The organism is Alloprevotella sp. OH1205_COT-284, from assembly GCF_003859795.1.
Classification (GTDB): Bacteria; Bacteroidota; Bacteroidia; order Bacteroidales; family Bacteroidaceae; genus Alloprevotella.
In genome coordinates this window covers 1-12,141 of sequence record NZ_RQYI01000020.1, presented here as the reverse complement: position 1 = coordinate 12,141, position 12,141 = coordinate 1, and the positions used below count along the sequence as shown (strand labels likewise).

Here is a 12,141-nt window from a genome sequence, read left to right as displayed (position 1 = left end):
AATCCTGCCCCCCTAAAAAACTAAAAACGCATTTGGTGTGTAGCCAAAGGTGCGTTCGAGTACATCACGAAAATAGGGGTGGCTTTGCAGCGGTTTCAACAGAGAGACGCGTCCGAGGTCGGCGCGTCTCTTTCATCTGCTTTTTTATTCTGTTACCTTTTATTTGGCATAGCTTATAGAACGGGTTTCACGTATGACGGTGATTTTAACCTGACCGGGATAAGTCATTTCGTTTTGAATGCGGGTAGCTATGTTGTTAGACAGGTTTTCGATCTCTTTGTCGCTGATTTTGTCTGCTCCCACAATCACACGCAGTTCGCGGCCGGCTTGAATAGCATAGGTTTTGACAACGCCGGGATAGCTCATGGCTATATTTTCAAGATCGTTGAGGCGTTTGATGTAAGCCTCAACAATTTCGCGTCGTGCTCCGGGGCGTGCTCCCGAGATAGCATCGCAAACTTGCACAATGGGAGCAAGAAGGCTCGTCATCTCGATTTCATCATGGTGCGCACCGATAGCATTGCATACATCGGGCTTTTCTTTGTATTTTTCGGCGAGTTTTGCCCCATAGAGAGCGTGAGGGAGTTCTGTTTCTTCGTCGGGCACCTTACCGATGTCGTGCAATAAACCCGCACGTTTCGCTTTTTTCGGATTTAGGCCGAGTTCCGCTGCCATGATGCCGCAGAGGTTAGCCGTTTCGCGTGCGTGTTGCAAAAGGTTTTGCCCGTAAGAAGAGCGATATTTCATTTTTCCGACGATGCGGATCAGTTCGGGGTGTAGGCCATGGACTCCCAAATCAATAGCGGTTCGTTTTCCGGTTTCAATAACTTCTTCCTCCACCTGCTTACTCACTTTGGCCACCACTTCCTCGATGCGTGCCGGGTGTATGCGTCCGTCTGAAATCAGGTTGTGGAGAGCCAAACGACAGATTTCGCGACGAACGGGGTCGAAGGCACTGATGACAATGGCTTCGGGCGTGTCGTCTACCACGATTTCCACTCCGGTAGCTGCTTCAAGTGCTCTGATGTTTCGACCTTCGCGTCCGATGATGCGCCCTTTCACCTCGTCGTTGTCAATGTGAAACACGGTGACGCTGTTTTCGATGGCCGTTTCTGTTGCCACTCGTTGAATGGTTTGGATGACGATGCGTTTGGCCTCCTTGTTGGCTGTGAGTTTGGCTTCGTCCATGATGTCGTTGATGTAGCTCTGTGCCCTTGTTTGTGCTTCGGCTTTGAGCCCTTCCATCAAGCGTTCTTTTGCTTCTTCGGCAGAAAGTCCGGATAACTCTTCGAGTTTTTCGATTTCTCTCTGCTGCATTTTGTTCAGTTCTTCTTCTTTTCGGGCAATGAGCTGCTCTTGCGCTTTCAGGCGTCCCATTTGCGAGTCCAACTCTTGTTTCCGTCGTCCCAATTCTTCTTGTCGTTGGGTGATGCCGAGTTCTTTTTGTTTGAGCTTGTTTTCAGTTTGCAATATGCGTTGGTTGCGCTGCTGCACTTCTTTTTCCAACTCGGCTTTTTTGTTGAGAAATTTCTCTTTAACTTCGAGCAATTTCTTTTCTTTGATGACTTCGGCCTCTCGTTGTGCGGCTTCCATCTTTTTATTATAGATGGCTCCGATCACATATCTGAATAGTCCGTAGCCCATCGCAAAACCAAGTGCCAAAGCACCAACGGTGGCGATGATGAGGGTGATAATATTCATTGTTTGTAGGTTGTTGTGTCGAGGTTATGATTCTTCCAAGGTTTCTTCGATTTCCTTGGTGAGTTGTTCCATCGCTTCCACGAAGGGACGGGTGTCGTTGTTGTGTTGTATTTGCAAGATTTGTACGGCCAAATCAATCAAAACCACTGCGCTGTATTTCTCTTGGCTTTGATTGGGAAAGGTCGCGCTGTATTTATTGAATTTCTCATTGATGAATTCCGCAGCATCTCGAAAGATTTTTTCTTTATCTCGTTGCACGGTGATTTGGTGCAGCTGGTTGCCGATGCGCAGTTGTATGACGAGTTTGTCGCTGATTTCTGCCATAATGGTTTGCCTTATACGTTGAGCATGGCTATGCACTTATCTATCTCCCTGATAAGTTTGGCTATGCGTTTTTGCGCAGACTCTGTTTCGGCCGAGGTGATTTCTATCATCTTGGCCATTTTTAGCGTGGCGTATTGCTTCTCGATTTCTGCCACTTGATTTTTGAGCGCATTGATTTGTGTGTCGCGCTCGTCAAGCATAATTCGGAGTTTGTTGTTGTCTTCCACAACACTTTTATGCTTCATCACAAGCTGGCGCACACGCGTCTCAAACTGATGTAGTTTTTTTTCTTCTTCAAGAGTCATGGCGGTCGGAAGCTTTGGGTTGAATGAGGATTATTTTTCTGCGGTGGCGTCGCCTTTGGGTTCTTTTTTTGCCAAAATGAGGACGTTATACACAAATTCCGTCATCCACGCCGCCGAATACCCCAGCTGTTTTTGATAACTCCGCACATGCCCTACGGCTTGCCGAACTCCTTCGTCTTTCCAATTTTCTTTGGTGAAAATGTCGTTGATTGTCTTTTCCGTGAGTCGTTTGAGCGTCGCTTTCAAGAAACCGGGCAATCGGAATTTCCAATTCATCAAATTGCCCATCAGCATCATCAACTCTTGTGAGAAACCTTGAAACTGAAACAGGTAGGTTTGCATGTCGTTGATGTTTTTGCATCGGCGTTTGATGCTGTTGTCGATTTCTTTGAAAAAATCGTCCGAGATGCCATATATTTCTTTCAGCATTTTTTTGCACCTGCTTTTTTCTCCCAAACCGATGCGATTATTGACGGTTTGCACTTTGAACGTGTGTTTGAATATGTGCAAATCGGGAAGAAGGCGCATATCTCTGATGCCGAAGTTGGAAGCCATCACGGCTTGGTAGTAAACGCGGATGAGTGTTATGAAGTCTTCCGTTCCTCCCACGCGCCATCCGGGCTCTTGTGCCGTTTGCTTCTTTTGGCCGAATATCTTTGAGAATATACCCATTTGGTGTTGTTTGTCTTATCTTGTTTTGTTTCCTGAGAAAAGAATGTCTATCAGCGTATTAGTTTGTCGCAGTTGAACATTATCTCTAAAATTGATGCAAATATACCATTTAATATTCGTTTCTCCAAAACTAAGAAAAAAAAACTATAAATTCATCCGTTCTCGTTGTGTGAAACGGAAGCTTTACATAGGAGAAAGAGGAGAGGGCAGTTTCATGATGTCGGCCGGTGGCAGACCGCGCAGCAGTTGCTGTTTCATGAAATCCATGGCCGGTGCCACGTGTGCAAAATAATGTTTCCAGCCCTCGCAAAGATAGGGATGTCCCATTTCTCCGTTTTCACTGGCGGCTATTCGGGTGCGAGGGCAATCGCCGTTGCAGGCAAATCTCCATTCGCAAGCCCGGCATTGGGCTGTGAGTAGCTTTCGTTTGTTGGCGCCAAATTCCACTTGTTCTTCGCTGTACAGCATTTCCGCCAATGTCTGTTTGTTGAGATTGCCCAACTTAAATTCAGGAAACACATAGTGGTCGCACGAAAAGACATCGCCGTTGTGCTCAATGGCCGTGGCATGGCCGCAGGTGGCCGCCATGGTACATAATCCCCCCGGCACCCCCATCCAACCGGCAAGAGTAGAGTCGAAGATTTGTACGAAAGTGCTGCCTACGTCTGTTTTGATCCATTCGTCGAAAACTCCACACAGAAAATTTCCCCAGTCTTTCGCACCGACGCTGAAAGATGCCATTTCGGCCGTTGTAAGTCCTTCTATGGGCGATGCCAACAGACGGCCGTCGGGATGTCGGTGAAAGCGTTCCACGATGGGCGTGAATTGCAGATAGGCGCAGTCGATTGACTTGAAAAAACGATAAAACTCCGTCGGGTAGTGGGCGTTGTAGTCGTTGACGACGGCCAAAGCATTCCAGTCCACTGCAAATCTTCGGAGCAGTTCCACTCCTCTCATTACTTGTTTCCAAGTTCCTCTGCCGCTTTTTGCCACTCGGTACCGGTCGTGCATCTCTTCCGTTCCGTCAATGGAAATTCCTACGAGAAAATTATTGTTTTTCAGAAATTTGCACCAGTTTTCCGTAAGCAGTGTTCCGTTGGTTTGAAGGGCGTTTTCAATCAGTTTTCCGTTGGCGTGCTTCTCCTGCAACCGCAGTGCCTTTTCATAAAATGCCATGGGGCGTATCAAGGGTTCGCCTCCGTGCCATGTGAAGAGCACGTTGTCGGAGGGTTGCAATGAAATGTATTCTTTGATGTATTTTTCGAGCAACGCATCGCTCATTTCCTGCCGTGCCGTCTGTGCGTAAAGATGTTTTTTTTCCAAATAGTAGCAGTAGGCACAATTCAGGTTGCACATGGATCCGGCCGGCTTGGGCATGAGATGTATGGGATGCATAGGCGATCAAGATAATGAGAGAAAAGCAGTAGGGGAAAAAGTTCTCGGAGCGAATAAAAGATGTGCCGACACTCCCATGAGCGGTTGGGAGTGTCAGCACAAATTTCGCAGAAAAAGATCTAATCAGATGTTGTCTTTTTCAATGTCTTTGAAGTACTTGTAGGTACTTACTTTCAGTTCTTCGCACGCGGCTTCGTCGCAAACGATGATGCCGTGTTGGTGAGTTTGAAGTGCCGAAATCGTCCATGCCTGGCAAACGGGGCCTTCAATGGCAGCTTGCAGCGCGCGAGCTTTGCCGTGTCCGTTGCAAAGAATGAGCACTTCTTTGGCCGACATCACGGTTCCCACTCCCACGGTCAGGGCTGTGGCGGGCACGGCCTTCGGATCGCCTCCGAAAAATCGGCTGTTGGCAATGCGCGTGTCGGTGGTCAAGGTCTTTTCTCTTGTGCGGCTGGTGAGCGAAGAGAAAGGTTCGTTGAAAGCGATGTGTCCGTCGGGGCCGATGCCGCCGATGAAGAGATCAATGCCTCCGGCTGCTTCGATTTTTCTTTCGTAGACCGCACACTCTTCCACGAGATCTTTGGCGTTGCCGTTGAGCAGGTTGATGTTTTCTTTCGGGCAATCGATGTGGTCGAACAGGTTTTTGGCCATGAACGAGTGGTAGCTTTCGGGATGATCTTCGGCAAGGCCGACATATTCGTCCATGTTGAACGTGATGACGTTTTTGAAACTTACGCGCCCTTCTTGATAGGCTTTGACGATGGCTTTATACATGCCGAGCGGACTGGAACCGGTCGGCAGTCCCAATACAAATGGTTTTTCGGCCGTGGGGGCTGCCGCATTGATTTTGGCCACGACATAGTCGGCTGCCCATTGTGATAGCTTTTCGTAATTGGGTTCGATGATAACTCTCATAATGCGAAGGATTGTTTATAAGTTTTTTTCAAATTGAATGCCCGGTGATGATAACGGTGAAATGGGTGGATTTCCCCATTTTGCATACAAAGGTAACTATATTTTTTGTTTCTTGTGCTTTTTCTGAATGTTTTCTTATCCTTCCCGAAGTTTTTGAAACGAAAAATCCGATTGGAGTGCACTGCCTGCCCGACGGCAAAATGTAAATTTCGAGGGAGAGAGGCCTTGCCGTTATCGGAGCAGGAAGGAGTGTTGATCGGCTTTTCGGGAGAAGTCCGTTGGTTCTCCCGTTTTCGACGGAGGGCGGTGCGGACAACGGATGAGAGAACGGAACATAAATGACAGAAAGCCTGTCGTTGTCTGCAAGTCGTGGCAGATGATGACAGGCCTTCTGTTATGAGGCGGAGTAAATTTTGCGGCACTCTTCAACGATCGTGGAGGGGACCATTGCGGAAATATCGTTTCCTGCGGCAATGGCGCGTCTGATGTCGGTGCTGCTGAAAGGGAAGAGCGGAGCGTCCACATAGGAGATGCCGGAAGCGGATGTTTCGCTTTGCTGGGAATAGCCGTTGCGCGGATAGACAATGATGTGGTGATGAAGCCGAATTTCTTCGGGGTGTGCCCAACGGTCGAACAACGCCCAATTATCGGCGCCGATGATCAGTGAAAACGAAACGTCAGGGTGCGCCGATCGCAATGCGGCCAAGGTCTTCCAAGTGTAAGACGGGCGTTTGAGCCGAAATTCAAAATCGGAAGCCTTGATTTTTGCTTCGTGTTCAATCGCTTTTTGCACCAATCGGAAACGTACGTGCTCTTCCGCCATGTCGTCGGGGGATTTGAGAGGATTTTGCGGCGAAACCAGCAACCAAATCTCATCGACCAACGTTTGTCGGAGAATGGCATGTGTCAAGCCGAGGTGTCCGTTGTGGATTGGGTTGAAGGATCCTCCGAAAACTCCGATGCGTTTCATTGGGCGAGGCGGTTGTTTTCGTGCGGAAAAATGACTTTGGGTTGGAAGTCGGCCGCTTCTTCGGGCGACATGTCGGCATAGGCCATGATGATCACTTCGTCGCCCGGTTGAAATTTTCGTGCCGCAGCTCCGTTCAGACAAATGCAGCCCGTACCGCGTTCTCCGCGAATGACGTAGGTTTCGATGCGCTCGCCGTTCATGTTATTGACCACATGGACGTGTTCATTGGGCAGCAGTCCGGCGACCTCCATTAAGTCTTCGTCGATTGTGATTGAGCCGATGTAGTGGAGGTTGGCTTCGGTGACGGTGGCGCAATGAATTTTCGATTTGAGAATACTAAGAGTCATGATGAGATCTCGTTGTGGGTAGATTCGGCGATGCCGATTGCTCGTTTTAGGAAGCCTTGTAGGCGATGTTGTCTATCAGACGGACGGGGCGTTTTCCGCAGAAAACGGTGATGCAGCCCTGCACGCGTTGCGCTTCGTCCCATGCCGCGACGGGTTGCAGCGTGTCGGCATTGACGATGTCGAAATATTCCACTTCCAAACCGTCGATGGCATTGAGCGCATTGACCACAAAGTCGTGTGTGGCTCTTACGTCGCGATCAGCCATCTGTCGGCGGCTCTCGAAGAGCACCTTACCAATAGAAGCGGCCGTTTCTCGTTCGTCTTCGGAAAGCAAGGCGTTTCGCGACGACAATGCCAAACCGCTCTCTTCGCGCACAATGGGGCAGGCTACCAAGTTGAAATCGAAGCCCAAATCTTTCATCATGGCTCTGATCACGGCGATTTGCTGAAAGTCTTTTTCGCCGAAATAGGCGCGGTCGGGAGTTGTCATTTCAAACAGTTTGGACACGACTTGGCACACGCCGTTGAAATGCCCGGGACGTTTCGCGCCCTCCATTACCGTGTCGATGGGAGGATAAGAAAATACGCGCGTGTCGGGAGCCGGGTAGATTTCCTCCACCGAAGGGGCAAATACGATATCTCCCCCTCTTTCTTCGATCAGCCGGCAATCGGCGTCGAGGGTACGGGGATAGTGGTTGAGATCGTTGGGATCGTTGAATTGAGTGGGGTTTACAAATACGCTTACCACCGTGGTGTCGCACTCTTTCACACTGCGGTCGATGAGCGAAGCGTGCCCTTCGTGCAGTGCTCCCATTGTGGGGACGAGCCCCACCGTTTTTCCTGCCGATTTGGCGGCAGAAACGAGTTGTTTCAGTTCCTGAACGGAGTGAATGATATACATGAGTTATGTCGCTTTTGACGCGCAAAGGTACAACGAACTCGTTATAACGCCAAATTTCAATAAAAAAAAGCGATATAAACCACTGTCCGCTCCCCGGTTTCTGACAGCTCTTCTTGACCATTGTGGGCTGTGGAGGGTATGAGTTGTGGGCGATATCGGGCAGACAGCCCCCTGTGCCGAGCAAGCCGCGGCCGTTTCTTTTGCTGCAAGGGATTGTTTTTTGGCTTTCTTGTTATTTTTGCGTATCTTTGCCGATAACATTCACTATATCAAAGAAAATTCTAAACTATCACACGATGAAAAAGAACTATTTCTCGTTTCTATGGCTTGTTTTGTCCGTTTTGTTTCCTTCGGGGCTGTTGCAAGCGCAAACGAACGATATTAACTTTATCGTTTCTCCGACGTTGGGCTATACCTCTTGGAGCAAACATGCCAACCTCGGAGCTACGGCATATTGGGGCGCGAGAGTGGGGTGGAGCTTTGGGCAAAACGTGGAGGTCTACGGTACTTACGATCGAACTTTCGACTTAAAAGGGAAATTGCGTGAAGGAAATTGGAACGTACTGAACACGATTGCCGACCGTATGGAGGGATCGACCGCGCGCATGGATCGTTGGGGAGGAGAGGTGAAAGTAAACTTTCTACCCAACACGCTCTTCACGCCTTATGCACTCGGAGGAGCAGGTGCCATGACCATACGCCACGATGCCTTGGAGATCGGCGAATCGGACTATCGCGAAGAACAGCTCTTCGGGGTGCTCGGTCTTGGAGCGAAGTTCAACCTCACCCATCGCCTCACGCTCGGCCTCGAAGTGCGCAACACGCTCTTCAACCTTGACGAGTCGAGCCATTATCGCAACAGCCTCAGTTCTACGGACAAAACGTTGCACAACTGGTCGCTCTCGGCGTCGTTCAACCTTTATTTGGGCGGAACGAGCCGTTCCAAAAATCCGCTGGAAGAAGCACTTCGTGCCAAATACAGCGGAGGTTTGAAGGGCTGGGTGTATGTGGCCGATCCGAGCGTGGCTTACATCAATTTCAGCCACAACTCCCGACTGCAAGACCAATGGTTTTGGGGAACTGCGGCAGGGGTGGATTTCACACCGGTCTTGGGCGCGCGCGCTTTCTATTATGCTTCGACGGAAAACCCTTCGCAACTCAGCCTTAAAATCGATGGAAAAGTTCAACTCTATGGGGCGGACTTCATCGGCAGGCTCAACTATTTGCGTGGTCTGACGCCCTATCTCTCGTTGGGAGGAGGCTACATGAATGTAAAAAACTCTTATGTAGACCGATATGGAGAACACAACGCCGAAAGCGGGTGGTTTGCACTCGCCGGAGCCGGTTTGGAAATGCCGATTCACCGCCATGCCTCCATCTTCGGGGCTGTCAATGCCATGCTTTGCGAAAATGAAAATCCCGAATTTTCCAAAGCCTACCGCCCTTCGCAGGTCAGAGCCAATATGATGTATAGAATGGGAGTGCGCCTGCGCATCGGAAAGGGAGCGCAAAATGCGAGCAAACTCTACGACGACTATGCCATGAGCGAGGTGGCGCGTTTGCGCAACATAGACATGCAGGAACAGGCGGTGAGGGAAGATGCCGAACGTCAGAAAAAACTTCGCTTGATGAGCTTCTATGACGAACGCATCGCCCAGCTTGATTCTCTGATTTTGTATTCCGCACAGGAAGAAGACACCTTACTCATTCGTCGCCTTGAAGAGGAAAGAGAACTGTTGAGTGATTCCAAAGAAAAAATGTTGAACATTCTCGATCCGGACGCTCGAAAGAAAATGGAAGCCGAGGCCGACTCGTTGAAAAACGCAAAGCTGATGCGAGAAACCTCGGGAGCGGGCAAAAAGCGCAACACTGTGGTGCTCACGGCGGCACAGCTCAATGAAATCATCGATAGTGTTGTGGCCGGAAGGCCGACGCATGCAAATGCTACGGCATCCGCACCCGTCACATTGAGCGATTTGGATAAAATTTTGCTTTTTGCGTTGGTCAACAACGGACACAGTCTTGTGCCAAGCGGGGCGAATGCCCTCGGCGCATCGGGGCGTGTTGCCGGAAGTGTGGAGGTGTTGGGCGTTTCGGCGGAAGAAATAGAAGCCTTGCGCAAACGGATCGAGCAACTCGAAAAGGAACTGTCGAAGAGCAAACCGAAACCGACGGGTAAATAACCTCTTTCATTCATCATTGTCATGAGCCATCCCCTATTTTACAGTTTTCTTTTCGTTTTGATCAATGCGCTTCCGATGCCGGCGCGTTGGGTGCAGACGGACACAACCGTTGTGCCGGCATTGGCCGTTGATACGATCGTGACGGACACCGGCACACTTTACGAAATCGACCGAGATGTCTTGCTCCAAGCATTGAGCCGTCTTTCCGCAACTCACTCGCAGCCGCCCCCTCCTGCGGAGCGATTGACGGCGGAACAGATGTTGCGCTATCAGATGCTCATTCATCTATTGACCGCTCAACGCCCGAATGTCGGTGTGCCGCAAAGCGTTTCGCCCTATCGGCAAAATCCCGAAGATTTGTCACCTTTGCTTCGCCAACTACTCGAACAAACCTCTCGAAATACGGAGCAACTGGCAGCATTGCAGCAATCGGCCAGCGGGGAGGATCTCTCGAAATCCTCGCGTTCAAGATGGGGCGCGGTCGATCTGTTGCCGGACGCAGCCGGCACTGCCGCCTTGCTCGCGACACTTCGGAAAACCGCCGATGACACCGACAAGCGATTGGCTGCCATCGAAGCCCAACAGCAAGCCATCATAGCGCGTTTGCAACAGCTCGCTGTGCCGGGAGCTGACACCTTGCCAACGCCCTCTTCGACCGATGCGAAGTTGATTCGCTTCCCGGCAGATTTCAAACGCTCCGTATTCTTCTACGTCGGCACAGCCCGGCTCACTCCGCAGGCCGCAGCCACGCTGGACGAGGCGGCACGTTTTCTGCATCGGTTTCCGAATGTCCTTTTCGACCTCCGAGGCTATGCTTCGCCCGAAGGCGGCAGGAGGCGCAACCTCTATTTGGGGCGTGCGCGCATGGAAGCTGTTGCAGATTATCTCCAAAGGCAGGGAGTGGGGCGCAGTCGTTTGCGCCATGCCACGCAGGGGAAAATAGACCACGGCTCACAGCGGCAAATCGGACGAAGAGTAGACATCTCCCTCGTTCAGCCTTGAATAGTTTTGGTTTTCGGCCGATACGATTTTTCTCGTGTCGGCCGAAAAAATATCCCCCTCCTCTTTGATGATATGAGCATAATGTCGTATTTTTGCACAGAATGGTCTGCGTTGTGCAGATTTATTGCATTCTAAAATGACGATTATGAAGAAAATACTCATTCTCCTTGTGTTGGTTTTGGGCTTCGGATTTGCGGCTCGTGCACAACATGAAGCGGATAAAATTCTCGGTGTTTACAAAGCCGAAAAAGAAGGCCGCAATTCCAAAGTGAAGATATTCAAGTATGCCGACGGTTATCGGGCACAAGTCATTTGGCTCGAAAACATGAAGAACCCCGACGGCACACTTCGCACGGATCAAAAGAATCCCGATCCGTCCAAACGCAACACCCCCTCGGATAAGATTGTGTTGGTGGAAAAGGTGGTGTTCAAAAACGGAAAATGGACAGACGGTAAGATCTACGACCCCACAAGCGGAAAGGTCTATGCCGTGGATATGTATTTTGACGCGCCCGACGTGCTGACCGTCAAAGGGAAGCTGGGGCCTTTTTTCAAACGCGTTTATTGGAAGAAACTGAAATGACGCGTTTGTCTGCCGTCGGTGTTTCGTGCCCGACCGGCCGACTCCTTCTGTCGCTAAATCTGTCGTGGCGAATTTCCCTCGACGATGCTTTCTTCGTTTTCTCCGTCCGACACGCTTGCACCACCTGCACAATGCGTCCGGGCATTTTCGGAAAAAACATGGCCGGTTTTCCGTGATGAGGCCGATTGATTCACGGAGCAACCCCCTCTTCTTCCGTCCCGACTTCGGTAGGCGGAGTGGGCTTTGAGATGCGACCGGAAGAACTTATGTCAGTCGCGGAGAAATTTAGGTAAGGCGCAGAAAAATTTAGGTAAGACTTAGAAATTTCTATCTCTTACCTTTTTTTGAATACTTACGACATGAGCGTAAAACTTCGGCGGCATCATCTGAAAAAACATTTTTTCTTTTTCTTTCCCCTGTCCCCACCGTCGCCGTACCTCTCTTTCGGGTGTCGTTTCTTCCGCTTCCCTCCCTCTCCTTTCTTGTCTTTTTTTGTTTTTTCTCTACATACCTACATTTTCTGTGTTATTTCGTTGCATTTCAGTGGGATAGAAATGTATACAACGAAAAGTTGTCTACATTTCTTTTGTTTCAATCCGCTGATTATCAGCCTCTCTTCGATGTAGACACTCTACATCTTTCTTCATTGTTTGGGGAGAGCTTATGGTCGCTCTCCGTCTGTCGCGAACATCGGTATGTAGACAACGTGTAGGTTTTGTAGACGAAAAAAAGGCTTGTCTACATTCGTATCACTCAGTGAAACAGCTGTTTGCAGGATCAGTGTAGACAATGTAGATAAAAACAAGTTCATCGTAGGAGAGGGGGCGAGAAGGGGCAAAGGCA

Annotated in this window: 13 protein-coding genes; 4 read left to right on the top strand and 9 right to left on the bottom strand. The window is 49.8% G+C overall.

Features of this window, described 5'->3' with window-relative positions; translation table 11 throughout:
* Positions 1-159: 159 nt before the first annotated feature.
* The 9 genes from rny to panC form a co-directional block, all read right to left on the bottom strand.
* On the bottom strand, positions 160-1,701 hold the full coding sequence (rny, locus tag EII14_RS06130; RefSeq protein WP_124931667.1) for a ribonuclease Y: 1,542 nt from the start codon (positions 1,699-1,701) through the stop codon (positions 160-162).
* Positions 1,702-1,725: 24 nt separating this feature from the next.
* Positions 1,726-2,025, bottom strand: coding sequence for a cell division protein ZapA (locus EII14_RS06125; RefSeq protein WP_124931666.1), 300 nt, complete (start codon positions 2,023-2,025; stop codon positions 1,726-1,728).
* Between the two features lie 11 nt (positions 2,026-2,036).
* Positions 2,037-2,330, bottom strand: a complete 294-nt coding sequence (locus tag EII14_RS06120) for a hypothetical protein (RefSeq protein WP_124931665.1) — start codon at positions 2,328-2,330, stop codon at positions 2,037-2,039.
* 30 nt (positions 2,331-2,360) lie between these two features.
* Complete coding sequence (locus EII14_RS06115; RefSeq protein ID WP_124931664.1) at positions 2,361-3,002, bottom strand: hypothetical protein; 642 nt, start codon at positions 3,000-3,002, stop codon at positions 2,361-2,363.
* Positions 3,003-3,185: 183 nt separating this feature from the next.
* The gene (locus EII14_RS06110) at positions 3,186-4,397 is read right to left on the bottom strand and encodes an anaerobic sulfatase-maturation protein (RefSeq protein WP_158608339.1); all 1,212 of its coding nucleotides are present in this window, start codon (positions 4,395-4,397) and stop codon (positions 3,186-3,188) included.
* Positions 4,398-4,520: 123 nt separating this feature from the next.
* Entirely contained in the window at positions 4,521-5,312 is a 792-nt protein-coding gene (gene nagB / locus EII14_RS06105) for a glucosamine-6-phosphate deaminase (protein WP_124931663.1), read from the bottom strand.
* A gap of 394 nt (positions 5,313-5,706) precedes the next feature.
* A complete protein-coding gene (gene nadD, locus EII14_RS06100) occupies positions 5,707-6,282 on the bottom strand; it encodes a nicotinate (nicotinamide) nucleotide adenylyltransferase (protein ID WP_124931662.1) in 576 nt (191 codons plus the stop codon).
* A complete protein-coding gene (gene panD, locus EII14_RS06095) occupies positions 6,279-6,629 on the bottom strand; it encodes an aspartate 1-decarboxylase (RefSeq protein WP_124931661.1) in 351 nt (116 codons plus the stop codon). The genes nadD and panD overlap by 4 nt, the downstream gene beginning before the upstream one ends.
* A 46-nt stretch (positions 6,630-6,675) precedes the next feature.
* A complete protein-coding gene (gene panC / locus EII14_RS06090) occupies positions 6,676-7,530 on the bottom strand; it encodes a pantoate--beta-alanine ligase (RefSeq protein WP_124931660.1) in 855 nt (284 codons plus the stop codon).
* Between the two features lie 296 nt (positions 7,531-7,826).
* On the opposite strand from panC, the gene EII14_RS06085 reads away from it, so the two are divergent.
* The 4 genes from EII14_RS06085 to EII14_RS06070 all read left to right on the top strand — a co-directional run bounded on the left by EII14_RS06085 (position 7,827) and on the right by EII14_RS06070 (position 11,474).
* Positions 7,827-9,713, top strand: coding sequence for an outer membrane beta-barrel protein (locus tag EII14_RS06085; protein ID WP_124931659.1), 1,887 nt, complete (start codon positions 7,827-7,829; stop codon positions 9,711-9,713).
* A 21-nt stretch (positions 9,714-9,734) separates the two neighbouring features.
* Complete coding sequence (locus EII14_RS06080) at positions 9,735-10,715, top strand: OmpA family protein (RefSeq protein WP_124931658.1); 981 nt, start codon at positions 9,735-9,737, stop codon at positions 10,713-10,715.
* A gap of 145 nt (positions 10,716-10,860) precedes the next feature.
* Entirely contained in the window at positions 10,861-11,298 is a 438-nt protein-coding gene (locus EII14_RS06075) for a DUF2147 domain-containing protein (RefSeq protein WP_124931657.1), read from the top strand.
* The gene (locus EII14_RS06070; protein WP_148090617.1) at positions 11,295-11,474 is read left to right on the top strand and encodes a hypothetical protein; all 180 of its coding nucleotides are present in this window, start codon (positions 11,295-11,297) and stop codon (positions 11,472-11,474) included. Before EII14_RS06075 ends, EII14_RS06070 begins: the two co-directional genes overlap by 4 nt.
* The last annotated feature ends 667 nt before the right edge of the window (positions 11,475-12,141 follow it).